This is a genomic window from Micromonospora sp. DT4, assembly GCF_049841675.1.
In the GTDB taxonomy this organism is placed as follows: Bacteria; Actinomycetota; Actinomycetes; order Mycobacteriales; family Micromonosporaceae; genus Micromonospora.
In genome coordinates this window covers 19,278-44,584 of the sequence record NZ_JBNCKT010000024.1, presented here as the reverse complement: position 1 = coordinate 44,584, position 25,307 = coordinate 19,278, and the positions used below count along the sequence as shown (strand labels likewise).

Sequence of the window (25,307 nt, the reverse complement as noted above, 5' to 3'; positions counted from 1 at the left end):
GCGCCCGCCGGGGGATGAGCTTCACGCCGGGTGGCGGCATGTGGAGGGGGCATGATCCGGAAATTCATCGGAACTATCGGCATCGATGCGGTCGATTGGTGAGGGGAGTGGACGTTGGTAGTGAGTGCGATTGCCTGGCCGGCGCCCCGGCCAGGAATGACCAGTGCTCGTCGGTGTGATTGTCCCGTCCGACCTTTCGCAAAGTTTCCGATAAACGTTGACAGCGCATCCGTGTCGTACCAATACTTTCGCCACCGACGGACCTCGATGGATGTCGATCCGGGTCGCCCGCGGCGACCCGGTTCGCCGGCCGCCGATGGCGGGGCGGCCGGTCGACGCCATCGCGTCGCACGACGTCGGTGCGCGCAGTGCTCCGCCCGCCGGGAGGCCCGCCCGGCGGGGGCCGATACTGCGCTGCCGGGCCGCCCGGAGCGGCGGACCGGGCGGTCCGGCTTCGGCGCCGACAGGCGCCGGTGGCGCGGCGGTTGCTGGGCCGCCGCGCCATACCGCCACAGCTCACTGTGACACCACAACGGTGGCCGGTTGCGCTTCGGTGCGGACGGCAAGCGGCACCAGCGGCACCTGCGGCACGGCGGGTTACATCGCGCCGGCGCGGACCTATCCGACCGCCGAGGGTTCCTGCTCGGGCATCGCGATCGTGCGCGCCGCCCTCTACGTCGCCTGCGCCCGTGGCACGCGGATGTACCGCGCGTTAGCCGGCGCGTTCGCCGACGGCCACCGCATCGACGCGGGGGCCGTCGGCGAACCCCGGGCGGCCCCCGGCACCTCTGACGTTCGGCGAGCGTTCACGCTCCGCTCGCGGCGAGGTCATCGTGGTCGACCGTCTCCCACCTAGCCTCACCAGGGCATCTGCACCTGAAGAACTGAGGTTTTGCACCATGTCCCTGCGTCACGTTCTGGCGGGCCTCGCCGTTCTGCCCGCGCTCGCCGCCCCGGTAGCCGCGCACGCGTCGACCGTCGACAGCGCCAGCGCCCTGCACCCCCAGAAGACCCACTTCGACCTCCAAGCGCACCGCGGTGGCATCGGCATGACCACCGAGGAGTCGCTGGAGGGCTTCGCCAAGGCCATGCGCCTCGGTGTCACCACGCTGGAGTTGGACACCCAGATCACCAAGGACCGCAAGGTCGTCGTCAACCACGACCGCCAGGTCAGCGCGCAGAAGTGCGCGGACACCGCGCCGGTCACCGCCGGTGACCCGATGTACCCGTACGTCGGCAAGTACCTCAAGGACCTCACCCTCACCCAGGTCAAGACCATGGACTGCGGCTACCAGCAGCTCCCGGGCTTCCCCGAGCAGGAGCAGGTCAAGGGCTTCCGCATGGTCGAGTTGAAGGACGTCCTCGGCCTCGTCAAGAGCTACAAGGCCAAGCAGATCACCCTCAACATCGAGACGAAGGTCGAGGCGGGAGCGCCCGAGCAGACCGCGCCCCGCGAGCTGTTCGTCCGGCGGGTCTTCGAGGAAATCCGCGCCTCCGGCATCGAGGAGCAGGTCAGCATCCAGTCCTTCGACTGGGGCGCGCTGAAGGAGATGCACCGGCTCGCGCCGAAGTGGCCGCTGGTGGCGCTGACGAACTACGACTTCCTCCAGGTCGGCAAGCCCGGCGCATCCCCCTGGCTGGGTGGGATCGACGCCGACGACTACGACGGTGACTTCGTCAAGGCGGCCGCCGCCATCCCCGGCGTCACCGCCCTGTCGCCCAACTACGGATTCCCGCAGAACGGGACCATCGGCGACCCGAACTTCCGCTTCTACCCCGACGCGACCATGATCGCCGAGGCGCACGCCCGCGGTCTGAAGGTCATCCCGTGGACCTGCGACGACCCGGCCACCGTGTCCGCGCTGATGGACATGGGTGTCGACGGGATCATCACCAACTACCCCAACCGGGTACGGGCGATCATGGCCGAGCGTGGCATGCGCCTGCCGAAGAGCTACCAGCCCCGCCACTGATCCCACGGACCGAACCCGAAACCGGCCCCGTGAGCCGCGAAGGCACGCTCGCGGGGCCGGTCTCGGCCCGGCTGCGGCCGGCAATCCGGGCTCGAACCCCGGCAGGACCGGCCCAGCGCTCACGACGCCCCGGCGCACCGACGTCCCCCGGCTATGGCGGTGGTCAGATCGGTGACGCTCTCGACTGGCGCAGTCATGGAGTCAGTCTGTCGCAGCTGGCGCTCGGCTCGGTCAGGCTGGGTGCTCGATCAGCCGTCTCGGCGTCCGCTGCGCCGGGAGACCGGGCGGACGGTGCGTGGAGTCCACCTCCGCCGTCCACGCGGGCTGCGCGGCCGGCGGCCCCCACCGGGTCACCCGTGCCCCCGGCCCGGCCAGCAAATCCGCGTGCGGAGCGGCGGGACCGGTGTCGACGCCGGTCGTCGGACCACCGGCCGGCGCGATGCCCAACTCCCGCATCCGCTCGACGTACGTGCGGTAACGCCGCTGCGCCTCGCCGTGCCGCCCGGCCGCGCGCAGCACCTGCACCAGCTCCAGGTGGGCGTCCTCGTCGTACGGATCGCGGTGCACCAGTCGCATCAGGTAGACCAGCTTCTGGTCGGTGTCCGAGGCGTGCTGGGCCAGGGCCCGCAGCACGCTGGTGTGGGCGACCTGCGCCTCCTCCCGCAGCGGCTGGGCCCAGTCCTCGTACGGGTCGTCGGCGAGGAAGTCCCCGCCGTACAACTCGTCGGCGCGGACCAGCGCGCGGGCCGTGTCGGGGTGCCCGGCCCGCAGGGTCGCCTGCGCCTCCTCGGCCGCGGTGAAGAACGTCTCGACGTCCACGTCGATCACGTCGAGGTCGATCGCCACCGAACCCCGGTCGGCCAGCACCGCCCCCCGGCCGCTGGTGCGGTGTCCGGTGCCGAGCACCCGGCGCAACGTGGACAGCAGCACCGACAGCCGGTTCGCGGTGCGCGTCGGCGACTCGTCCGGCCAGAGCAACTCCATCAGTCGGGCCCGGGGCACGGCGCGGCCCCGGTGCGCGACGAGGATCTTCAACAGGTCCCGGGCCTTCTTGGACTGCCACTCGCCGTACGGGACGACCGCGCCGGCCCGGAACACCCGGAAGTCGCCCAGGGTGTGGATGACCACCGCCGGTACGCGCAGCGTGATCGCGGTGAGCCCGTCGGCTACGCCCGGGTCGAGGCGTACCCCGCAACGGCGTAGCTTCTGCGCGGCGCCCTCGGCGCCGCGACGGGCCTGGCGTCCCTGCAACCGGGCGGCGATCAGCCGGACGGTGGCCTCCTCGGCCGGGTCGCCCAACTCCCGGCAGAGCGCTGCGGCGTCGTCGAGCAGGCCGGCGGACGCGCGCGGGTCGTCCGCCGCGAGCACGGTGAGCTGGAGCGCCTCGACGAGGGTGGCGCGTCGTCGGCCGACGGTCGCGCCGGTGCGGGCCTCGGCGGCGTCGAAGTGGGCGGCGGCGGTGTCACCGCGCAGCAGCGCCACCCATCCGCGCGCCAGCAGGGCGTACGGCCGCTCGGACTCTCGCGCCATGGTGACCGCCCGGTCCGCGAGGTCCTGCGCGACGACCAGGTCGTCGGCGGCGCGGATGCGCGCCAGCTCGGCGAGCACCCAGGTCGGCGAGGCGGGGCGCGACTGACCGTTGCCCAGTGCGGCCAGGGCGCCCTCCAACGCCTGCCGGGCCTGGCGCGGCTCTCGCCGACGGCGGTGCACCATCCCGAGGGCGGCCAGTGAGAACGCCTCGTCGGCGGCGATCCCCGCCAGCTCCCGCAGCCGTTGCCCGGCGGCGCTGTCGGCCAACGCCTCCTCCAATCGGCCGAGCTGGCACTTCGCCACTGCTGCCAGGGTCAGCGCGTACGGCTCGTATCCGGTGTCGCCGGCCACCTCGGTCAGCCGTACGGCCGCCTCGGCGTGCCGCAGCGCGTCGGCGGCGTCGCCGGCCCGCAGCAGGTGGCTGGCCAGGTCGAGATGGACCATCAGGCGGAACAGGTCGGCGTCGGCGCGGCGCAGCCCGTCGGTCGCCTCCGCCCGCCTGAGGGTCGCCGCCGCGTCGCCCGTGGCCGCGTCGAGCAGGACGACCACCCGGGTGTACGCCTGGTAAGTGGTCGGGACGCCGCATGCGTGGACGGCTCGGGCCGCTTCCTCGACGTCGGCGCTGGCTCGCTCGATGTCGTCGTCGAGCAGGTGGTGCACCGCTGCGTGGCAGTACGCCTGCACGGCGTGCGGGCCGGTGGCCCCGATCGGCGCGGTCGCCAGGAGAGCTGTCGCCAGGTGTGGTTCCCCGGCGAGATGGTGCCGCAACGCCGCGTGCCAGATCTGGGCGATCGGGGCGTCGGCCTCGTCGGGCGTCGCGGCGAGCAGGTCGGGTTGAGTGGCGAGCCACAGGTGCGCCGCTGTACGGTCACCGGCGGCGGCGAGGTGGCGCAGCGCCCGTCCTGGATCACCGCTCGTCGGTTGTCGCCCCGCTGTCGATGCGTCGCCCCCGCCTCCGCTGCGAGCCGGCGTCGACGCGCGCCAGGCATGGTTGACAAGGTCTCCGGACATTCACCGCTCCTGTGTTCTCTCGTGGAGGCTCAGGCGAGCGAAGAGACAGCCGGGCCCTGCGAGTCGCCGCCCGGCGTGGCTTCCCCCCGGCACGATCATTGCCTTCATCGAGCGGCATTGCCATAACCAAAAGAGTCGGTGTACTTACTGACTGCAATGCGCTATCGGCATAAAGCCGCGCTCAGGTTTCCCTCAGACCGCCGCAACGGCACCCGAACGGCCCGTACAAGCAACCGGCACGGGCGCGGGCCACACTCGCCGTCATTGCGTGTCACCCGCCGATCGGAGCTGAGATCCGATGACCGAACAGACAATTTTCCCTGGCCTCTCCACCTTCTGGGAACGGCAGCTCGCCGCCCTCCCGGAGCCGCCGGACCTGCCCTTCACGCCGACGACCGACCCGGCCGCCCACGCCCGCACCGACCTGGGTGACGACGTCGAGCCGCAGGTCAGCGCGTTGGCGGGCCTGTTCGCGCTGCTGCGCCGCTGGGCCGGCGGTCGAGATCTGCTCGCCGAGACGCCGGCCGAGTCGACCGGGGCCGGACGCTGGTTACCGGTGCGGGTCCGGTTGCCCGAGGATCCCACGTGGATCGAGCTGCGAGACCTGGTCCGAACGGCGCTGCGCGAGGCCCGCGCGCATGACGGGGAATTGCCCGAAACGGTTCCCGACTATCGGCCGGTAGTGTCGATTGGACCCGATCGGATGCCGTCCGGTAATCGGGGCGTCCTGCGGCTGCTTGTCGACGACACCGGCGAACGGTCGACGGCAACGGTGGGCCAGCATCCACACGCGCCTTCGGTCGCGGCGGCGCTCGCCGTCCTGCTCGACCGGGCGCGGGAACGTCCCACGGCGCGCCTGTCGGACCTGCCACTGCTCGACCCGGCGGCCGAACGGCGGGTGGTGCTCGACTGGAACGCCACCGACACCGACTACCCACGTGAGTCGTCGGTGCCCGCCCTGTTCGCCGAGTGGACCCGGCAGACCCCGGAGGCGCCCGCGCTGCGCGACGGCGCCCAGACCCTCGACTACGCCGAGGTGGACCGGCGTGCCAACCACCTGGCCGGGCGTCTGCTCCGGCTCGGGATCGGCGCCGAGACGCTGGTCGGGATCTGCCTCGCCGACACGACCGCCTGGGTGATCGCCGCTCTGGCGACGCTCAAGGTCGGGGCCGCATACCTGCCACTGGACCCCGGTTACCCGCCGGAGCGGCTGACGCTCATGTGCCACGACGCCAAGCCCGGCGTCATCCTGCACGCCGCCGCGCTGGCCGATCGGCTTCCGGACGACGGCACCCCCCGGATCGCCGTGGACCGGCTGCCCGCCGACGACGGCCCGGCGGCGCCCCCGGCGGTGACGGTCCACCCCGACCAGCTCGCGTACGTCATGTACACGTCGGGATCCACCGGCCACCCCAAGGGCACCGGCGTCAGCCACCGCAACATCGTCCGGCTGGTCCGCGACACCAACTTCCTCGACGTACGCCCGGACGACGTGATGGGGCAGGCCGCCACGATGTCGTTCGACGCGGCCACCCTGGAGGTCTGGGGCGCGCTGCTCAACGGCGCCTGCCTCGCGGACCTGGACATCAACGACGTGATCGTGCCGGAGCGACTCCGTACCCGGCTGCGCGACACCGGCGTGACCATGATGTTCCTGGCCACCTCCGTGGCCCGGCAGGTGGCGACCGAGGCGCCGGACGCCCTGGCCGCGCTGCGCTACCTGACCTTCGGCGGCGAACAGGCCGACCGGGTCGCCGTGGACCGGCTCCGCGCGGCCTGCCCGGGCACGATGCTCGTCAACGGATACGGCCCGACCGAGGCCACCACCTACAGCACGACGTACGACTGCGCCCGGCTCACCGCCGCGGACCCGATCGTGCCGATCGGCGGTCCGGTCGCCAACACCCGGGTGTACGTGCTGGACCGGCTCCTGCAACCGGTACCACCCGGCGTGCTCGGTGAGCTGTTCGTCGGCGGGGACGGGGTGGCCCGCGGCTACCTCGGCCGCCCCGACGCGACAGCCGAGAGGTTCGTGCCCGACCCGTTCGGGCCCCGCACGGGGGGCCGGCTCTACCGCACCGGCGACGTCGTCCGGCAGCGCCCCGACGGGTTGATCGAGTTCGTCGGCCGGTCCGACCACCAGGTCAAGATCCGTGGGTACCGCGTCGAGCCGGGCGAGGTGACCGAGGCGCTGCGCGGCGGCGGGCTGCTCCGCGACGCGATCGTGCGCGCCGACCGCGACGCCGCCGGAGACGCCCGACTCGTCGCGTACGTCGTGCCCGACGAGGGGGTACGCGCCGAGGAGGTCCGGGAACGGGCCCGCGAGCAGCTACCCGACCATCTGGTGCCGGCCGTGTTCGTGGAGCTGCCCCGGCTGCCGCTGAACCGCAACGGCAAGGTGGACGTCGCGGCGCTGCCCGCCCCCGACGCCGCCGCGACAGCCGACGACGACGCCCCGCGTACGCCCACCGAGCGGACGGTGGCCGAGATCTGGCAGGACGTCCTCGGCGTGCCGGTGCGCCGCCGCGTCGACGACTTCTTCGACCTGGGCGGGCGGTCCCTGAAGACGACCCGGGTCCGCTCCCGGCTCGCCGCCGCGCTCGGCGCGGAGGTGCCGTTGCGGCTGATCTTCGACCACCCGACGGTGGCCGGGCTGGCCGCCGCGCTGGACGAGATCGGTGGCGCGCCCGCCGAGCCGGCCGAGCCGGCCGAGCCGGCCGAGCCGGCCGAGCCCGCCGCGCCCGCCGAGCCGGCCACGCCGGTCGCGCTGGGCGGTTCGCCTCCCGCCGATCTCGCGGGTCTTCTGGACCAGCTCGAACAGGGCATCGCCCGATGATCGGCGCCCTCACTCCCGCGCAGTTGCACCAGCGCGTGGACGCGCTGCCGCCCGAGCGGCGGCAGGCGTTCCTTGCCGCGATCCGCGCCGACGGCGACCGCTACGGCATCCACCCGCTCACCGCCGCCCAGGAGGGGATGCTGCTGCTGGCCCAGCTCCGACCGGACAGCCCCGCCTACCACGTGCCGTACCGGGTGGACCTGCGCGGTGACCTGGACGTGGCCGCGTTGCGCGGCGCGCTCGACGAGATCGTGGCGCGGCACGAGGCGCTGCGTACGGTGTTCGTGCCGCTGGACGGGCAGTCGTACCAGATGGTCCTGCCGCCGACCGGCCTGCCGCTGACGGTCGAGGACGTCGCGCCGGACCGGATCGACGAGTACGCCGCCGCCGAGGCGGTACGCCCGTTCGACCTGGCCCGGGGGCCACTGATGCGGGCCACCCTGTGCCGCACCGGCCCGACCGACTTCTCGCTGCTGCTCAGCCTGCACCACGTGGTCTGCGACGGCTGGAGCATGGGTCTGCTCTTCGAGGAGCTGTCGACGGCGTACGCGGCCCTGCGGGAGGGACGTCCGGTGGCGTTGCCGGCGGTTCCCCGGGACGTGCCGGCCGCGCTGGCTCAGGACGGGATGCTCGGCCCGACCGAACTGGCCCGGCGACTGGACTGGTGGCGCGACGCGCTGACCGGCGCGCCGCCCGGCCTCGACCTGCCCACCGACCGGCCCCGCCCGGCGGAGTTGGAGGATGCCGGACACGAGATCGAGTTCTCCTGGCCGCCGGAGCTGGCCGAGCGGGTCGCCGAGGTGCAACGACGTACCGGCGCCACCCCGTACATGATCTTCGCGGCAGCCTGGGCGGCGTTGCTGCACCGTCGCAGCCAGCAGCCGGACCTGCTCATCGCCACACCGGTGGCGAACCGGCAGACGCTCGACAGCGAGACCGCCGTCGGCTTCTTCGTCAACACGCTGGTGCTGCGCAGCCGGGTCGACGGTGGACTGACCTTCGCCGCGCTGCTGGACCGGCTGCGGGACTCGGCGCTGACCGCGCTGACCGACCCGGTGCCGTTCGACGCCCTGGTACAGGAGCTGCGCCCGGCCCGCGACCCCGGCCGCCGCCCCCTCGCCCAGGTCATGTTCGCCGTCGAGGACGGCTGGGAAGAGCGGCTGACGCTGCCCGGGGTGACCGTGCTGGCCAGCGGCGAGACGCACACCGGCACGTCCATGTTCGACCTCACGCTGACCGTCACCGCCCACGAGGGCCGGATCGACGGGCGGATCGAGTACCGGACCCGGCTCTTCGACGAGTCCACCGCCCGCGCGCTCGCCGACCAGCTCGACACCCTGCTCATGGCCGCGCTCGCCACCCCGGATACCCCGGTGGACCGACTGCCGCTGCTGGACCCGGCCGCCGGTCGGGACCTGGTCGACCGCTGGGCCGCCACCGCGCCCGCGTCACCGGACCAGCCGAGCCTGGGCGAGCTGGTCGCCCGCCAGGCTGCGGTGACCCCGGACGCCGTGGCCCTGGCGTACCGCGATCAGGCCATGACCTACCGGGACCTGGACGCGCGGGCCGACCGCCTGGCCCGGGCACTCGCCGCCCGGGGCGTGCGGGCCGAGACGACCGTCGGCGTCTGCCTGCCCGCCGGCCCGGACTGGGTGGTCACCTTCCTCGCCGTACTCCGGGCGGGTGGGGTCTATCTGCCCCTGGACCCGCAGCTACCGGCGGCCCGGCTGGCGTACCTGCTGGCGGACTCCGCCGCCGCGCTGGTGGTGACCACGGCCGACGCGCAGCTCGCGCTCCCCGCCACCGCCGTGCCGCTGCTCCACCTCGACGACGCCGCGCCGCACGACCAGGCCCCGCCGTCGGTGGCCGTTCATCCCGACTCCGCCGCCTACCTGATCTACACGTCCGGTTCGACCGGGCTACCCAAGGGCGTCGTCGGCACCCACCGGGGGCTGGCCAACCTCGCCGAGGCGCAGGCCCGGCTGGTCGGCGTCCGGGCCGGCGACCGGGTCCTGCAGTTCCACTCGATCAGCTTCGACGTGGCGCTCTCCGATGTGGTCACCGCGCTCACCGCGGGGGCCACCCTGCGCCTGCTCGGCCCGGACGAGCGCACGCCCGGTCCCGACCTGGCCGCCGCGCTCACCCGGCACCGCGTCACGGTCGCCGACCTGCCGCCGGTGGTCCTCGACGCGCTGGACCCCGCGGCCGTGCCCGACCTGCGGATACTCACCGTGGGCGGGGAACCCTGCGCGCCGGACGTCGCCGCTGCCTGGTCGCGCGACCGGCTCCTGATCAACGGGTACGGCCCGACCGAGGCCACCGTCACCGCCACCGCCGCCCAGTGCGCACCCGTGGACACCGAGTTGCCGATCGGCCGCCCGCTGACCGGGGTGCGCACCTACGTCCTCGACACCGAGCTGCGGCCGGTGCCCCCCGGGGTGCCCGGCGAGCTGCACCTCGGCGGCGTCGGAGTGGCCCGCGGCTACCACGGCGACCCGGCGCTCACTGCCGGCCGCTTCGTCCCGGACCCGTACGCGCCGACGCCGGGGGCGCGGATGTACGCCACCGGTGACCTGGTCCGCTGGCGCGCCGACGGGCAACTGGTCTTCCTCGGCCGGGCGGACAACCAAGTCAAAATCAACGGTTACCGGATCGAGCTGGGCGAGGTGGAGGCCCACCTGCGTCAGTGCCCGGGCGTACGCCGGGCCGCCGCCGTGGTGCGGACCGACTCGCCCGGCGGCCGGCGACTCGTCGGCTACCTCGTCGGCGACGGGTTGGCGGTGGACGAGCTGCGTCAGAGCCTGCTGCGGCGCCTGCCCCGCTATCTCGTGCCGAGCGCCTTCGTGGTGGTGCCCGACCTGCCGGTCACGTCCAGCGGCAAACTCGACCCGTCCCGCCTGCCCGCCCCCGCCGTGGCCCGCGCCGACCTCGGCGCCGCGTACGTGGCGCCCGACGGCGCGGTCGAACGGGCCATCGCCGACACCTGGCGACAGGTTCTCGGGCTCGACGACATCGGGGCGGACGACAACTTCTTCGACCTCGGCGGCACATCCCTGCTGCTGGCGCGGGTGCAGACCCGACTCGCCGACCGGTTGGGTCGACCGGTGCCCGCGGTGGAGCTGTTCCGCTACCCGACCGTCGCGCTGCTGGCGCGCTTCCTCGACGGCGCATCCGCGCCGACGGCGGCGGCGGGCGGCGGTCGACGACGAGACGAACGCAAGCAGGCGCTGGCCGAACGGGCCCGCCGGGCCCGCCCGGTGACGGCGGGGGAGGGACGAGCGTGACCGACCAGGAGACCGGACTCGAGATCGCCATCGTCGGGATGGCTGGCCGCTTTCCCGGCGCGGCCGACGTCGACGAACTGTGGCGGCGGATCCTCGCCGGGCAGGAGACCATCACCCGGTTCACGGACGCGGAACTGGCCGCCGCCGGGCTGAGCGAACAGGAGCGGAGGCACCCCGACCATGTGCCGGCGCACGGCGCGCTGCCGGAGGTCGACCGCTTCGACGCCGGCTTCTTCGGCTACTCGCCCCGCGACGCGCGGCTGCTCGACCCGCAGCAGCGGCTCTTCCTGCAAACCGCCTGGACCGCCCTGGAACGCGCCGGCCACCTCGCCGGGGACCCCGGCCGGCTGGTCGGCGTGTACGCCGCCGCGGCGGCCAGCGGCTACCTGCTGCACCACCTGTTCCGCAACCCGCGACTCGACTCGGTCTCCGAGTACGAGCTGCTGCTCGCCAACGACAAGGATTCGCTGCCCACCCGGGTCGCGTACCACCTGGACCTGCGCGGACCCGCCGTCGCGGTGCAGACGGCGTGCTCGTCGTCGCTGGTCGCCGTGCACCTCGCCGCGCAGGCGCTGCTCGCCCGCGAGTGTGACGTCGCGCTCGCCGGCGCGGCGCACGTCCTGTTGCCCGGCGGCACCGGCTACCGCCACGAGGCCGGCGGCATCATGTCCCGCGACGGGCACTGCCGGCCGTTCGACGTACGCGCCACCGGAACCGTGGGAGGCGACGGCGCCGCCGCCGTCGTCCTGCGCCGGCTGGCGGACGCCCGCGACGACGGAGACACGGTGTACGCCGTCATCCGGGGCTCCGCCATCAACAACGACGGCCGGGTGAAGGTCGGCTTCACCGCGCCCGGCGTGGACGGTCAGGTCGCCGCGATCCGGGCCGCCCAGGAGGTGGCCGAGGTCGACCCCACCACCATCGGGTACGTCGAGGCGCACGGCACCGGCACCGAGCTGGGTGACCAGATCGAACTGCGGGCCCTGACCGAGGCGTTCCACAGCGCCGAGGGTCGGGGTGCTGACGCGGGTCGGGGTGCTGACAGTGCACGGTGTGCGCTCGGCTCGGTCAAGTCGATCGTCGGTCACCTCGACGTCGCCGCCGGCGTGACCGGGCTGATCAAGGCCACGCTGGCGCTGCACCACGGGGTGGTGCCGCCCAGCCCGTACTGCACCGAGCCGCACCCCGAGCTGGCCGGTGGACCGTTCCGGGTGCCCACCACGCCGCAGCCCTGGCCCGATCTGGGCGCGCCGCCCCGCGCGGCGGTCAGCTCCTTCGGCATCGGGGGCACCAACGCCCACGTCGTGCTCCAGGCCGCCGAACCGGCGGAGCGCGCCCCGCGCGACGAGCGTTCCGCGCACGTGCTGGTGCTCTCCGCCCGGGACACCGACGCACTCGACCGGGCCCGCGCCCAGCTCGCCACCCACCTGGACGCGAATCCGGACGTGCCGCTGGCCGACGTCGCGTACACCCTGGCCCGCACGCGACGCGCGTTCGGCCACCGGTTGGTCACCGTCGCCCGGGACGCCAAGAACGCCGCCGCCCAGCTCGCCGACCGTGGCGCGACCTCGGTCCGTACCGGCGTCGCCACCGGTACGCCGGCCGGGGTGGCGCTACTCTTCCCCGGCCAGGGCGCACAGTACGCGGGGATGGGCCGGACCCTGTACCGCACCGAACCGGTCTACCGGGCGGCCTTCGACCGCTGCGCCGACCTGCTGCGCCCACACCTCGACGTGGACCTGCGGACGCTGCTCTGCCCATCCGGCGAGGCGGTCCCCGCCGCACCCGAGCTGGACGAGACCCGACTCACCCAGCCGGCCCTGTTCGCCGTCGAGTACGCCCTGGCCGAGCTGCTGCGCCACCGTGGCGTACGCCCGGCCGCGATGGCGGGGCACAGCCTCGGCGAGTACGTGGCCGCCTGCCTGGCCGGCGTCTTCACGCTGCCCGACGCGCTCGCCACCGTCGCGGTGCGCGGCCGGCTCATGCAGGCGCAGGCCCCCGGCTCGATGCTCTCGGTGGCCCTCGGCGTCGACGAGATCACGCCGCTGCTGCCCGACGGGGTGGAGATCGCCGCCGCCAACGCGCCGCACCTCGTCACCGTCTCCGGAACGACAGCCGCCGTCGCCGCGTTCGCCACCGACCTGCGCGGGCGCGGGGTGGCCTGCCGGGAGGTCCGCACCTCGCACGCGTTCCACTCGGCCATGATGGAACCCGCCCTGACCGGCTTCGCCGCGCACCTGCGCGAGATCCCGCTGCGCCCGCCCACCGTCCCGGTCGTGTCGAACGTGACCGGACGCTGGCTCACCGACGACGAGGCCACCGATCCCGACTACTGGGTGCGGCAGCTTCGTCGCCCGGTCAACTTCACCGCGGCCGCCGACCTGCTGCTCGGCGAGCGGTACGCGCTGCTGGAGGCCGGCCCGGGCCGCACCCTGGCCACCCTCGTCCGCCAGCACCCGGCCGCACGCGGCGTGCCGGTGCTGACCAGCCTGCCCGCCGACCGCACCCCGTCGGGCGAGGACGATGCCGTTGCGTTGGCCGTCGGCCGGCTCTGGCTCGCCGGGGCGCCCGTCGACTGGCCCGCCGGACGACGGCGGGTGCCCCTGCCCACGTACCCGTTCGCCCGCGAGCGGCACTGGGTCGACGCGTACCGGCCGGGTCCGGTGGCCGCCGAGGAGACCGCGCCGGACGCCGCCGCGCCGCCACCCACCGCACCGGACGTCTCCACCGGGCCGACCGACGAGCCGTACGAGGTGGTGCGGCGGATCTGGGTGGACCTGCTCGGGGTAGACGAGATCGGCCCCGACGACGACTTCTTCGAGCTGGGCGGCCACTCGCTGCTCGGCACCCGCGTGGTGGCGCGACTGCGCGACGCGTTCGGCGTCGACCTGCCACCCGCGGCGGTCTTCGAGTCGCCCACCCCCGCCGCGCTGGCGCGGACCGTCGCGGCGCTGGCGTCGCCCACTCCCGCCGTACCGGATGGTGACCTCTCCGACCTGCTCGCGGAGATCCGGGCGATGTCCCCGGAGAGTCTCGCCCGCGAGCTGCACCTGGCCCGACACGAGGAAGGACAGACAGATGGCTGACGAGCACCGCGTGGTGGTCAACGACGAGGAGCAGTACGCCCTGTGGCCCCGGCACAAGGAGGTGCCCGACGGCTGGCGGGACGCGGGCTGCGCCGGCAGCCGCCAGGAGTGCCTGGACTTCGTCACGCGTACCTGGACCGACATGCGCCCCCGCAGCGTCCGCGAACACCTCGCCGCCGGCTGAACCGCCGGTCACCACCCCGCATGCGCCCCCGCCGCGTCCGCGAACACCTCGCCGCCGGCTGAACCGCCGGTCACCACCCCGCCGAGTGACGCCGGCGCTGGGCCAGGCGGTGGCCCAACCGAGGGTGGCAGGCGTCCCGTGCCGCCTGTCGAGCTGCCCCAGAAATGGGGCATGTCCACAGCGTCTTGCTGCCCCAGAAGTGGGGCAGCTCGACAGCGTCGCCGGATAGTGGGGCCACCCGTCCGCCGGGTATCCGGGGCGTAGGCACCCGGGCGTCAGACCACCGGGCATCCGGGGCATCAGACCTCCGGGCATCCGGGACGTCGGACCCCGGCATCCGGGACGTCGGACCCCGGCATCCGGGGCGTCGGACCCCGGCATCCGGGACCCCGAGCCGTCGGCATCCGAAGTGCCGAGCTGTCAATGTAATGTTGACACGGTGACGACGGCATTGACCTGCTTGGCTGAGGTGCATGCCACTCGTGCACGCCTGGACGAGCGGGAGGCCGAGCTGATCGACCGGGCGCGCCACGACGGTGCGACCTGGGCGCAGATCGCGACGGCGCTGGGCCTCGGCAGCCGGCAGGCCGCCGAGCAGCGCCGGCAGCGCCTGGCCAGTGTGCGACGGGCTCGCCGGCAGGCCCTGGATCGTGCGTACGACCGACGGATCGTGGTCCTGCGCGGCGCAGTGGCCGACCTGGAGCGCTGGATCGCGACGGACCGACGCTGGGACTCCCGGTTCCGTCGGGCGGCACTGGTCCGGAGCACCGTGGAGACCGCCCTGGACGCCGCTCCGGGCTCGCTGCACGCGTTGGCCCTGCACGTCGTCGCCGACCTCGACACCGCCGATGACCGGCTGCCGCCGCCGGTATGTGCCCTGGCGGCGGCGGTGCGCATCGCCCTGTCAACAACAGATTGACGTCCTCGACGCGGGCGAGACGGCGCTGCTGCCGTCCGCGCTGACCGCGACCGAGCTCGGCGACGTGAACGGGTGGCGCTCCAGCGCTCAGGAGGGCATGAAGCTCGTCGCTCCGCTGGCCGGAGCGGGCCTCTACGCGTGGCACGGCGGTCCGGTGGTCGCCGTCCTCAGCGCGGCGATGCCCGTCGTGATCGCCGCCCTCTACCCGGCGGTGCGGCTTCACCGGCCCGCGTCCGCGCGGTCGGCCCGGCCACGACAAGGCCTGCGCGAAGGCCTCAGGATCCTGTCCGGACAGCCCGCGATCCGCGTACCGGTCCTGCTCGCCGCCGTGTCGATAGCCGCCTCCGGCTTCGCGACGGCAGCCCTCTACGCGACGGCAGCCCTCTACGCGACCGCAGCCCTCTACGCGATCGTCGTGACCGAGCTGCGGCTGCCGACCACGTTTCTCGGCGTGCTGGTCAGCGTCCAGGGCGCCGGCTCCATCGTCGGCGGACTGATCGTCGGTCGGCTCCTCGCCCGACGAGGGCCCGTCGCTGTGGGTGTCGCCGGGACGGTGCTGTTCGCCGTGGGCTGCCTGGCGCGCTGCCTGCCCTGGTGGCCGGGCACGGTAGCGGGCGCGGTGATCGCCGGCGTCGGGCTGCCGTGGACCCTGGTCGCGGCGGTCACCGCCGTCGGGCTGCCGTGGACCCTGGTCGCGGCGGTCACCGCCGTACAAGCGCACACCCCGGCGGCGCTTCTGGGCCGGCTCGCCGCGACTGCCAACACCGCGATGTTCGGTCCACTGGTCCTGGCGATCCCGCTCGGCTCCACCACTGCTCAGCCGTCAACGATCACAACAGACGGACGTCCGCGACCGGATGACGCTCGACCCGACCGTCGCGTCACTCCTCGGCGAGGTGGTCGGGGGACTCCAGGGCCGCCTTCACGGCTTGCAGGAACGCGACCGCCTCCCGGCCGTTGACCACCCGGTGGTCGTAGACGGCGCTGAGGTTGACGAACCGGCGCGTCACGACCTGACCGTCGGCGTCCAGCGCCAGCTCGTCCTGGGTGCCGCCGATCGCCACCACGCAGGTCTGGCCGGGGAAGACGATCGGCCCGGCGAGTACCACGTCGGGGTCGGTGTGCAGGGAGACGACGATGGTCCCGCCGGCCAGCTCGCCGGCCCGGAAGCCCTCACCGCCGGCCCGGGTGCGGAAGTCCATCAGCGTCTCGGCGATCTCCGCGCAGGTCAGCTCCTCCACGTCGCGGACCACCGGGATGAACAGGCCCGTGCCGACGTCGATGGTGACGCCGACGTGCGCCGCCTCGGCCAGACGTACGCTGCTGCCGTCGCCGGGTGCGGCGAAGAGCAACGGGTGGTCCTCGCGCAACCCACCGATGACCTTGACCAGCAGCTCGGGCAGGCCGACCAGGGTGCGGGTGGCACGGGTGAGCTGCCGGGCCACCGCGAGGGCGGCGTCGGCCCGGACCTTGACGACGGCGAGCGCCGCAGGCACCTCCCGGTGGGACTCGGTGACCACGGCGGCCACCGCGCGCTGGGCGCGGGAGAGCGCGTGCACCGGGCGTGGGTCGTCCGGCTCCGGGCCGTCACCGGCCGCCAGCGCGGCGGCCGCGGCCACCACCACCGGCTCGGTCGCGGCCGCGGCCAGCACCACCGGCTCGGTCGCGGTCGGGGGCGCCGCCGACCGGTCGGCGAGGAGGCGTTCCACATCGGTACGACGAACGACCGCCTTGCCGAGCCCCCGCAACTCGTCGTCGCCGAGACCGTGCGCCGCCGCGAGTTCCCGGGCCGAGTCGGTGAGGACGGGCCCACCGGGCCGCACGTCGGGCGTCGACGCGGCCGGCGTAACCGCCTCGGCAAGGAACCGCTGCCGGGCCTGCTCGTCCTCGAAGACGCGACCGATGACGTCACCGGGTGCGCACTCCTGGTTGACCTCGACGAGCCGGTGCAGCACTCCGTCACCGTCGCTGAGCAGCTCCTCGGCCGCCTTGGAGGTCTCCACCTCGGCGATCGGCTCCCCGGCGCGCACCTGCTCGCCGTCCTCGGCCAGCCAGTCGAGCAGGACGTACGACGTGTCGTTGTTGTTGAGCTTGGGAACGACCAGGTCAGTCACCACTGACGACCTCCTTCACGGCCTGGTGGATGGCGGTGTCCTGCACCAGCACGGTGCGTTCGAGATGCGCGGCTGTCGGGATGACGCTGTCGGCGGAGTGCACGAGGCGTACCGGCGCGCGCAGCGATCCCCAGAGCCGCCGGTGCACGACCTGCGCCAGTTCGGCGCCCCAGGTGCCGCCGGCGGTGCTCTCCTCGGCCACCACGACCCGGCCGGCCCGCGCGATCGGCGGCAGCAGGGTGTCCACGTCCAGCGGCCAGAGCCGCGACGGCACCAGCACCTGGCAGACGATGTCGTCGCGCAACAGCAGCTCCCGGGCGACCGACACGGCCCGGGCGGCCAACCCACCGGGTACGACAAGCACGCAGTCGGCCTGCTCCTCCTCGTCCACCCGGACCCGGGCGACGTCGGCGTCGGCGCCGATCAGGTCGTAGCGGAACAGCTCGTCCACGACGCCGTCGGCGTACATGCGGTTGGTGTAGAGGACCTTGTCCTCGAAGAGTAGACCCGGCCGGCCGGTGGCGAGCATGCCGGCGAGCACCGTCCGGTTGTCGTGGAACGGGGACACCTCGTGCACGCTCAGGCCGGGGATGCCGATGAAGTGCTTCAGAGGGCTCTGGCTGTGCGTCGGGCCGTACCCCCGGTTGCCGCCGCTGGGGCAGCGCACCACCAGCCGCATCGGCACCCGCCGGCCGTACATGGCGGTGGACTTGCTGGCGAAGTTGAGGATCTGGTCGAACGCCAGCGCCACGAAGTCACTGAACATGATCTCGACGATCGCGCTCTGCCCGGCCAGCGCCAGCCCGCCGGCCACACCGACGATCCCGCCCTCGCTCAGCGGGGTGGACAGCACCCGCTCCGGCCAGCGCTCCGACAGTCCCCGGGTCACCTTGAACGCCCCGCCGTACGGGTCGACGAGGTCCTCCCCGAGCACGGTCAGCGCGGGGTCCTCGGCCAGCAGCGCGTGCAGCGCCTGGTTGAGGTTCTCCACCACCCGATCAGCCACGGCCCTCCTCCGTCCAGCGGCTCGCCGGCCGGCCGGCGACGTCGGCGACTACCTGCGCCACGTACGCCCGCTGCCGCTCGTCGTGCGCGTCGAAATGCTCCGGGTACGCCTGCGCGTAGCGGACGTACCAGTCGTGCGCCCGCGCGTGCGCGATCTCCTCCGGGCGGCGGCTGTCGTCGCCCTTGCTGTGCGGTCCCACCCGGTGGGTGAGCAGTTCGACCACGTACGGCGTGGACCGCTCGCGGACCCGGCGCAGCGCCGGCGTCAGCGCGGCCCGGACGACCTCGGTGTCGGTGGAGGTGATCCGGAGATGGTCCACCCCGAAGGCGCGGGCCCGACCGCCGATGCTGCCGGCGAGCTGGGCGACGGTCGGCGTGGACTGGGCGATGCCGTTGTTCTCCACCACCAGCACCAGCGGCAGGCCCCAGAGCGCGGCCATGTTCAGCGCCTCGTAGACGGCGCCCTCGCCCCACGTGCCGTCGCCCAGGTAGACCAGCGCCAACCGGCCCGGCTCGGTGCGCTTGAGGTGCAGTGCCACCCCGGCGGCGACCGGCGCGCTCTCGCCCTGCACACCTGTCGACAGGTAACGGTCCCGCAGGATGTGCTGGCTGCCGCCGACGCCGTGGCACACCGCGCCCTCGCGGCCCATCACCTCGGCCAGCAGACCGTGCGGATCGTCGAACCGGGCCAGGTAGTGACCGTGACCACGGTGGTTGCTGAACACGAAGTCGCCGTCGGTGAGCAGCGGGCGCAGGGCCACCGGCACGTACTCCTGCCCCAGGCAGGTGTGCGTGGTGCCGTGCAGCTCGCCCCGCCCGAACATGTCCAGCAACGCCAGCTCGAAGTGCCGGATCAGCAGCAGCAGGTCCAGGTCGGCGTCGGTGAGCCGGGTCGGCGCGATCGGGGGCGCCTCGGTGCGGGTGGCGGTCACCGTGTCGCCCCGTCCAGCTCGCTGGCGACCAGGTCGACCAGCTCGCCGACCGCGGTCACCGCCAGGTACGCCCGCAGGTCCAGCCGTACGCGGAGGTCGTCCTCCAGCGCGGAGAGCAGGCGCAGCGCCTCCAGGCTGGTCCAGTTGGACAGCGACGTGAACCGGACATCGGGTGAGATATCCTCGGCCGGTACGTCCGCGACCTGCTCGATGAGGCCCGCGACGGTGGTGAACAGGTCAGGCACGGATGTCTCCCTCCTCCAAGGCGATCCACGCCGGCAGCAGCCGGGGCGGGGGATGCAGCGGCAACACGTGCCGGGTGGTGCCGTCCTCGACGGCGGCCACGGTGAAGCCGGCGGACGGCCACACGGCCCCGCCGGGCTTGTTGCGGGCGGTGGGCCGGAACAGCGCCTCCAGCCGGGTCGCGCCGGCGGCTCGGGCCAGCTCCGCCACCCGGTGCAGCGCGGCCTGTTCGACGCCCCGGGAGAAGACCCGGCAGCTCAGCACGAAGTTCTCGATCACCCACGCGTCCGGGTCGGTCCGGTCCAGCCACAGGCCGCCCACCAGTCCCTCCGCGCCGAACCGGTCGGCCACCTCGACGGTGAGCACCAGGTGGTCGGGGGAGTCGGCGCGCGCTCGCGTCTGCGCCTCGGTGTGCGCCCGTTCGGCCATCGTGAACTGGTTGGTGCGCAGCCCGAGCTGCGCGACCCGGGGCAGGCTGTGCGCGTCGACCTCCCGGACGCTGACGCGCAACTTCAACTCGTGCAGGTAATCGGCGGCCGAGTCGAAGGTCGCGGCGAAGCGCTCCCGCCCGGCGCGGGCCCGGTACAGCTCGGTGCGTTCCCGGTCGGTGACGCCGGTGGCCAGCACGGTGAAGTGCCCCTCGGTGAGCAGCCTGGTGGAGAAGCCCGCCGGGTCGCCGGCCAACTCCACCACCCGTACGCTCGGCAGCTCGTGGCGTACCAGCTCGCACTCGAACGGGCTGTCGTCGGCGAACACGACGGCGTCCAGGCCCAGGTTGAGGCCGGTCGCGAGCTGGCGCAGGTTCTCGTCCTTGCGCCCCCAGTTCACCGCCTGCGCGACGAAGTCGTCGGCGCGCAGCAGCAGGTCCGGATGCTGTGCGAACGCCTCGGTCACCAGATCGGGGTCGTTCTTGCTGCACACCGCGAGCAGCACACCCTGCCGGCGCAGCGCCAGGGCGCGACGTTGCACGTCCCGGTGACAGTTGCCCGGGTAGTCGGTGCCGAGCCGGATGCCGGTGAGCCCGTCGTCGCCGAGCACACCCGCCCAGAGGGTGTTGTCCAGGTCCAGTGCGAGCACCTTCGCCGTCCGCCCGAGGACCGCGCGGCAGAACGTGGCCGCCTCGTGGGCGTACCGCCGCTCCACCGTGGGCGTCCACGCCATGCTGGCGAACCGGTACAGGCGCTCGTCGCGCACCGGGCCGTCGTGGTCCACCAGCAGCGTCTCCAGATCCAGGGTGTACGTCGTGTCCCGCGCGCCCAGCTCCAGCAGCTGGGAGTTCAGCTCCCGCCAGATCCGGCCCAGCTCGGCCCGGCCGCGGAAGCTGACCAGGCCCCGGTGCTCCAACGGCGACAGCGGCACGGTGTGCAGCAGCACCGCGCCGTCGTCGCGCGTCGCGTACCCGCGCAGCGCGGCGGCGAGCACGCCGGCCCGTTCGCCCAGCACGTCGGCGAGGCCGGCCAGGTCGCCGGGATCCCACTCGGCGGGCAGGAACCAGCCGTCGTGCAGCAGGCAGAGCGTCACGTCCGGCCGAAACTCGGCCAGCGTCGAGCGCGGGTCGCTGAGGTCGAGCACGAGCTGGTCGAAGCCGGAGATGTGGATCTCGGCGGCGATGCCGATCCGCAGCAGCGCCACCCGCAGCAGCGGTTCCAGCGTGCCCGGCGTGAACGTGCCGGTGACCGCGACCCGCAGCGGGCGGAGTGCGAAGTCTGGGCTGGCCAGCTTCTCGACGGGTACGTCGGCGAGCAGCCGGCCGGCGGACGCGACGGTGGTGACCGCCGCGTCGTCCAGGTGTACCAGGCCGGGCGCCAGCTCCGGGTCGGCGGCCGCGTCGGGTCGGCGCAGCCGGCGAATCCGGTGCAGGACCTCCTCGACTCTCATGTTCGGTGTTCCTTCCCGTGGGTGGGGTGCGGCCGGTCAGACCCGCAGCAGGGTGCAGACCCAGTGCATGCCGCTGCCGGTGCTGGTGAGGGCGACCAGGTCGCCGGCGGTCAACTCGCCGTTGTCGAGGTGGTGCTCCAGGCCGATGAGCTGGTCGGCGCAGCCGATGTGGCCGTGCGCGAGGGCCAGCTCGACGTTCGTCCGTTCCAGCTCCACGCCGAGGTCCTTGGCCAGTTCGGCGAACTGTCGGACGTTGTCGTGGAAGTGCACGAACCGGCGGACGTCGGCCAGCGTGACGCCGGCCCGGTCGCAGGCCGTCTCCACCACCTGCCGGTTGCGCTCCCGGATGGTCGCGACGAACCGGAACATCCGCCGGACATCGCCGGCGAAGAACTCGTTGAGCCGGTCCGCCGGGTCACCGACGCGGGGGGTGTCGCCGTCCGGCGTGAACGGCTGGGCCGCGCCGCCGACGGGCATGCGCATGAAGCCCGCGTACCGGCCGTCGGTGATCGTCTCGGTGGCCAGCCAACGGCACCGGTCGTGGTCGCGCACCAGCACCGCCGCCGCCGCGCCGTCGGAGAAGACACTGGTGTTCACCTCCATCCGGTTCCAGTACGGCTCGCACACCCGGTTCGCGCCGATCAGCAGCGCCGTCCGGTACTCGGGGTGGGTGGCGAACCGCCCGGCCACCGTGTCGAACGCGGCCACTCCACCGCCGCACGCCTGGTTGAGCAGCACCGCCTCGGCCCGGTGCGCGCCGAGGCGGGCCTGGGTGTGCGCGGCCGGGTCCCAGTAGAGGTATTCGGCCAGGTCGGGGATGGCCAGCACCACGAGGTCCACGTCGGCGGCGGTCAGCCCGGCCCGGTCCAGGGCCGTGCCGCCGGCCACGACCGCCAGGTCGGTCACCCCGACGGCGGGGCCGGCCCGGTGGAAGGTCCGGTACTCCCAGGACCGCAGACGGTCCAGATCGTTCGTGTACGCGGCCGCGGCCGCCGCCACGTCGACCGGCTCGCCGAGGACGTGGGCCAGGGCGGCCACCCCGACGCCGACCAGCGGCGCGCTCATCGCCGTACCGCCGTGGCTGTCGGCGTCGACGCCGCCGCCGGTGGCGTCGGGTCGTCGTCGGACGTGTGGGCGGCGCGCAGCCGGACCCGGGGGTCGGCGGGCGTGACACCATCCACCTCGGACAGGAAGCGCCGGGCGGTGCCGTTGCGGCCCGTGTCGGTCCAGCGGACGACGACCTCACCGGCGCCCGCCGCGCCGGCCCGGCGGGTTACCTCCCGCAGCACGGCCGCCTCGACGCCCTTGCCCAGCACCGGGCAGGAGAGCGAGAAGACGTCGACCGTCCAGCGGTCGGCGGTCCGGTCCAGCGCGACGAGGCCCGACGTGCCGTAGTCGCCCAGCCGGTCGCGGACGCGGATCGCCAGCAGGTCGGCGGCCCGCTCGGCCAGCGCGGCGGCCGGTGGGGCCGGGGCGACGGCGAAGTCGTGTGCGCGGGCGGCGACCTCGGCCACCTCGGCGACGCCGTCCGCGGCCACCGGCCGGTAGTCCACCTGGACGTCCAGGCCGGCCACGAAATCGTCCAGGGACAGCGCGGCGTGCGGCGCGTCGGCCGACCGGGCCGGACCGCCGCTCCACCGCCGCTCCGGCAGCCGGTCGGTCAGCCCGGCCGCCCGCAGCTCGTCCGACCAGAGCGCGGGATCGGCCCCGAACGGTACGCGTCGCGATGGCCCCTCGACGGCCGGCCGCCCCTCGCCGGGCGGCACGAGGTGCGCCGCGCCGACGCCGGCCAGGACAATCTGGGCCGGGGCGACGTGCAGCTCGGCGGCGATCTCGGCGAGCTGTTCGTCGATCGGGCGCGCGTCGGTGACCCAGCCGTCGAGCACGCTCAGCAGGTCAGCGGCGTCGCCGTCCGACCACCAGCCGACGCCGGTGGCCCGCAGCGCCACGCGTACGCCTGCGGCGCGCAGCTCGCGCAGCGCCGGCAGCAGGTGCGCCGCGCCGGTCAGCCCGTCGCCGTCGACGACCAGCGCCCGGCAGCTCGCGCCGAACCAGGACGCCACCAGCGCGGCGGCGGTCGCCCCGAGCCGGGCGAAGACCTCCTCGGTGTACGGCACCTTCGCGAGGCGGAACAGCACCGGGTGGTACGCCCGCTCGTCGCCGACGGCGCGTACCGCCTCGTCGGCGTCGACGAGCAGCACCCCCGGGTCGCCGGCCAGCCGGTCGCGCAGGCGCTGCCGTACGACGGTGGCGCTGGCGGCCACCCCGTCGGCGTGCATCGCGTCGGCCGGTCCGTACGGGCGAGCGGCGGGGACGGCCGGCAGGACGTACACCAGGAGGGCGCCGTGCCGGCGCGCGGCGGTGACGGCCGCCTCGGCCCCGGCCAGCAGCTCCGCCGCCCAGGCGTCGCCGGACGCGCCGGGGTCGCCGGCCTCCTCCAGCCGCTGCGCCACCAGCAGCACGTCGGGGCGTGCCTCGGTGAGGAAGCCGTCGGTTGCCAGGCACTGCTGCACGACCTGCTGGAACGGGCCGACGGTGAGCGTGGCGGTCAGACCGCGCTCGTGCAGGTCCAGGCCCAGGTACGGGACCAACGGGTCCACCGTGTAGCTGGCCAGCAGCGCGACGCGCAGCGTCGGAGCCGGCCGCTGGCGGGTGAGCGCCTGCCAGCGGGTGCGTCGGGTGAACAGGACATCGCTCATCGCGTCTCCGTGCCCTTGGCCCGCAGCACGCTCCGCAGCTCGCCGACGCTGCGCACGTCGCGGATCTCCTCGAAGGCGAAGGAGAGCCCGTAGACCTCCTCCAGGGTCACCACCAGTTGCAGGTGGCGCAGGCTGGTCCAGGTACCGATGGTCTCCGGTCCGGACTCGTCGGTGACCTCGGCCGGGTCGACGTCCAGCACCCCGGCCACCACCTCGGTGAGCGTCACTTGGCCACCACCGCGCGGTCGTCGGTCAACTCCTCGGTGCCCGAGGGCGACGGCAGCGGGGCCGGCGGGTCGGTCGGCTCGTCGTAGTCCGGCAGGTCGACCTCCATCCGGCGGATGCTCGGCGAGGCGAACCCGGCAGCCGCGACGCCGATGCCGAACAGGCCGACGATCACGAAGATCAGGCCCATCCCGGCGCCCGGGCCGCTGCCAACCAGCCACCCGAAGTACGGCACGCCCGGGCCGCCCTCGCGCATCATCGGCTCGAACCAGCGGTCCGCGGCGATACCGGCCAGGGCGGTGCCGCCGGGGTACGCCAGGTCCTCGATGAACTGGCGGGCGGCGAAGACCCGGCCCTGGTGCGACGGTTCGACCTTCTCCTGCCACACCGACTGGGCGTACCCGTCGATGAAGGGGATGGACAGGTGCAGGAAGAGCAGGGCGACCGACCAGACGATGATGCTGTCCCCGACGCCGTAGACGATCCGGCCGAGGACGCTGAAGACCAGGATGGCGATGAGCATCCGGCGGATCTTGTGGCGGGTGTTGGGCAGCAGTCCGAGCAGGAGCGCGCCGGCCACACCGCCCACCGCGCCGATGGTCTGCACCAGACCGACCGCGTTGGTGCTGCTGTCGGTGCGGGCCAAAATCTGCGGCACCAGCAGGGCGAAGCCGACCGCGGCGAGCACGTTGATGGCGAACATGATCGCCTCCAGCCCGGTGAACGCCCGGCTGGCCAGGATGTAGCGGAAGCCGTAGATCGTGTCGTACCAGAAGCCGCCCTCGTCCGGCTGCGTCGAGCGGGGCCGGGGTGGGAGCTGCACCAGCAACACCGCGCCGATCGCCACCACGTACGACAGCGCGTCGACGAGCAGGATGACCTTGATGTCCAGCAGGCCGAGCAGCGCGGCGGCGAGGCCGGGGGCGAAGATCACCGGGATGGTCCGGACCGCGAACATCATCGCGTTGGCCCTCGGGTACTGACCCTTCTCCATCATCACCGTGATGGTCGCCTGGTACGCCGGGAGCTGGAACGCGAGGAACGCGCCGGTGACCAGGTTGACCAGGTACAGGTGCCACACCTCGACCGAGCCGCTGAGGAACAACAGCAGTACGACGGCGGTGGTGAGCGCCGAGCCGACGTCGCTGAGCACGATGGTCAGTCGTCGTCCCCACCGGTCGACGAGCGCGCCGGCGATCGGGCTGAAGATCACGGTCGCGCCGAACGCGAACGCCATCAGCATGGTCAGGTCGAAGGCCCGGCCGGTGGCGTCCCACACCCAGATGCTCAGGGCGAAGTTCGTCATCCGGGTGCCGAGCGCCGACAGCAGCTGGCCGAACCAGATCGTGGTGAACCCGGCGAACCGGGACGGGCGTCGGAACGCCATA

General features: G+C 73.7%; 17 protein-coding genes. 7 read left to right on the top strand and 10 right to left on the bottom strand.

The annotated features are described in order from the left end of the window. Window positions 1-899 precede the first annotated feature (899 nt). Complete coding sequence (locus ACLQ24_RS10220; protein WP_425890694.1) at window positions 900-1,973, top strand: glycerophosphodiester phosphodiesterase family protein; 1,074 nt, start codon at window positions 900-902, stop codon at window positions 1,971-1,973. Window positions 1,974-2,204: 231 nt separating this feature from the next. Here ACLQ24_RS10220 and ACLQ24_RS10215 read toward each other — a convergent pair whose 3' ends face one another. Next, complete coding sequence (locus tag ACLQ24_RS10215) at window positions 2,205-4,514, bottom strand: BTAD domain-containing putative transcriptional regulator (RefSeq protein WP_425890692.1); 2,310 nt, start codon at window positions 4,512-4,514, stop codon at window positions 2,205-2,207. A gap of 298 nt (window positions 4,515-4,812) precedes the next feature. Here ACLQ24_RS10215 and ACLQ24_RS10210 point away from each other — a divergent pair, with 298 nt between their 5' ends. From ACLQ24_RS10210 to ACLQ24_RS10185, 6 genes are all read left to right on the top strand, one after another. Further along, window positions 4,813-7,350, top strand: a complete 2,538-nt coding sequence (locus ACLQ24_RS10210; RefSeq protein ID WP_425890690.1) for a non-ribosomal peptide synthetase — start codon at window positions 4,813-4,815, stop codon at window positions 7,348-7,350. Then, entirely contained in the window at window positions 7,347-10,634 is a 3,288-nt protein-coding gene (locus tag ACLQ24_RS10205) for an amino acid adenylation domain-containing protein (protein WP_425890688.1), read from the top strand. The genes ACLQ24_RS10210 and ACLQ24_RS10205 overlap by 4 nt, the downstream gene beginning before the upstream one ends. Then, window positions 10,631-13,720: a type I polyketide synthase gene (locus ACLQ24_RS10200; protein WP_425890686.1), complete on the top strand. Its 3,090-nt coding sequence runs from the start codon at window positions 10,631-10,633 to the stop codon at window positions 13,718-13,720. The genes ACLQ24_RS10205 and ACLQ24_RS10200 overlap by 4 nt, the downstream gene beginning before the upstream one ends. Further along, entirely contained in the window at window positions 13,713-13,904 is a 192-nt protein-coding gene (locus ACLQ24_RS10195) for an MbtH family protein (protein WP_007461660.1), read from the top strand. The genes ACLQ24_RS10200 and ACLQ24_RS10195 overlap by 8 nt, the downstream gene beginning before the upstream one ends. Before the next feature lie 439 nt (window positions 13,905-14,343). Next, on the top strand, window positions 14,344-14,823 hold the full coding sequence (locus tag ACLQ24_RS10190; RefSeq protein WP_425890683.1) for a hypothetical protein: 480 nt from the start codon (window positions 14,344-14,346) through the stop codon (window positions 14,821-14,823). A 97-nt stretch (window positions 14,824-14,920) separates the two neighbouring features. Beyond that, entirely contained in the window at window positions 14,921-15,784 is an 864-nt protein-coding gene (locus ACLQ24_RS10185) for a hypothetical protein (protein ID WP_425890681.1), read from the top strand. Here the strand turns inward: ACLQ24_RS10185 and ACLQ24_RS10180 are convergent. From ACLQ24_RS10180 to ACLQ24_RS10140, 9 genes are read right to left on the bottom strand one after another with little or no spacing between them, the layout of a single operon-like run. Then, the gene (locus ACLQ24_RS10180) at window positions 15,705-16,937 is read right to left on the bottom strand and encodes a 2-oxo acid dehydrogenase subunit E2 (RefSeq protein WP_425890679.1); all 1,233 of its coding nucleotides are present in this window, start codon (window positions 16,935-16,937) and stop codon (window positions 15,705-15,707) included. The genes ACLQ24_RS10185 and ACLQ24_RS10180 overlap by 80 nt on opposite strands. After that, window positions 16,930-17,943 (bottom strand): alpha-ketoacid dehydrogenase subunit beta, encoded by a 1,014-nt coding sequence (locus ACLQ24_RS10175; protein WP_425890677.1) that lies wholly within the window; start codon window positions 17,941-17,943, stop codon window positions 16,930-16,932. Before ACLQ24_RS10175 ends, ACLQ24_RS10180 begins: the two co-directional genes overlap by 8 nt. Beyond that, on the bottom strand, window positions 17,936-18,874 hold the full coding sequence (locus ACLQ24_RS10170; RefSeq protein WP_425890675.1) for a thiamine pyrophosphate-dependent dehydrogenase E1 component subunit alpha: 939 nt from the start codon (window positions 18,872-18,874) through the stop codon (window positions 17,936-17,938). Before ACLQ24_RS10170 ends, ACLQ24_RS10175 begins: the two co-directional genes overlap by 8 nt. After that, on the bottom strand, window positions 18,871-19,119 hold the full coding sequence (locus tag ACLQ24_RS10165; protein ID WP_425890673.1) for an acyl carrier protein: 249 nt from the start codon (window positions 19,117-19,119) through the stop codon (window positions 18,871-18,873). The genes ACLQ24_RS10170 and ACLQ24_RS10165 overlap by 4 nt, the downstream gene beginning before the upstream one ends. Further along, on the bottom strand, window positions 19,112-20,995 hold the full coding sequence (locus ACLQ24_RS10160; protein ID WP_425890671.1) for an HAD-IIIC family phosphatase: 1,884 nt from the start codon (window positions 20,993-20,995) through the stop codon (window positions 19,112-19,114). Before ACLQ24_RS10160 ends, ACLQ24_RS10165 begins: the two co-directional genes overlap by 8 nt. 36 nt (window positions 20,996-21,031) lie before the next feature. Then, window positions 21,032-22,060: a 3-oxoacyl-ACP synthase III family protein gene (locus tag ACLQ24_RS10155; protein ID WP_425890669.1), complete on the bottom strand. Its 1,029-nt coding sequence runs from the start codon at window positions 22,058-22,060 to the stop codon at window positions 21,032-21,034. Next, window positions 22,057-23,694 (bottom strand): hypothetical protein, encoded by a 1,638-nt coding sequence (locus tag ACLQ24_RS10150; protein ID WP_425890667.1) that lies wholly within the window; start codon window positions 23,692-23,694, stop codon window positions 22,057-22,059. The genes ACLQ24_RS10155 and ACLQ24_RS10150 overlap by 4 nt, the downstream gene beginning before the upstream one ends. Continuing rightward, window positions 23,691-23,921, bottom strand: coding sequence for an acyl carrier protein (locus ACLQ24_RS10145; protein ID WP_425890665.1), 231 nt, complete (start codon window positions 23,919-23,921; stop codon window positions 23,691-23,693). Before ACLQ24_RS10145 ends, ACLQ24_RS10150 begins: the two co-directional genes overlap by 4 nt. Next, window positions 23,918-25,306, bottom strand: a complete 1,389-nt coding sequence (locus ACLQ24_RS10140; RefSeq protein ID WP_425890663.1) for an MFS transporter — start codon at window positions 25,304-25,306, stop codon at window positions 23,918-23,920. The genes ACLQ24_RS10145 and ACLQ24_RS10140 overlap by 4 nt, the downstream gene beginning before the upstream one ends. Window position 25,307: the final 1 nt, after the last annotated feature.

Excerpts from the sequence above, each read along its gene's own strand:
- ACLQ24_RS10220 (WP_425890694.1), top strand. The coding sequence starts at position 900 with ATGTCCCTGCGTCACGTTCTGGCGGGCCTCGCCGTTCTGCCCGCGCTC.
- ACLQ24_RS10215 (WP_425890692.1), bottom strand. The coding sequence starts at position 4,514 with ATGTCCGGAGACCTTGTCAACCATGCCTGGCGCGCGTCGACGCCGGCT.
- ACLQ24_RS10210 (WP_425890690.1), top strand. The coding sequence starts at position 4,813 with ATGACCGAACAGACAATTTTCCCTGGCCTCTCCACCTTCTGGGAACGG.
- ACLQ24_RS10205 (WP_425890688.1), top strand. The coding sequence starts at position 7,347 with ATGATCGGCGCCCTCACTCCCGCGCAGTTGCACCAGCGCGTGGACGCG.
- ACLQ24_RS10195 (WP_007461660.1), top strand. The coding sequence starts at position 13,713 with ATGGCTGACGAGCACCGCGTGGTGGTCAACGACGAGGAGCAGTACGCC.
- ACLQ24_RS10185 (WP_425890681.1), top strand. The coding sequence starts at position 14,921 with ATGAAGCTCGTCGCTCCGCTGGCCGGAGCGGGCCTCTACGCGTGGCAC.
- ACLQ24_RS10160 (WP_425890671.1), bottom strand. The coding sequence starts at position 20,995 with ATGAGAGTCGAGGAGGTCCTGCACCGGATTCGCCGGCTGCGCCGACCC.
- ACLQ24_RS10155 (WP_425890669.1), bottom strand. The coding sequence starts at position 22,060 with ATGAGCGCGCCGCTGGTCGGCGTCGGGGTGGCCGCCCTGGCCCACGTC.
- ACLQ24_RS10150 (WP_425890667.1), bottom strand. The coding sequence starts at position 23,694 with ATGAGCGATGTCCTGTTCACCCGACGCACCCGCTGGCAGGCGCTCACC.
- ACLQ24_RS10140 (WP_425890663.1), bottom strand. The coding sequence starts at position 25,306 with ATGGCGTTCCGACGCCCGTCCCGGTTCGCCGGGTTCACCACGATCTGG.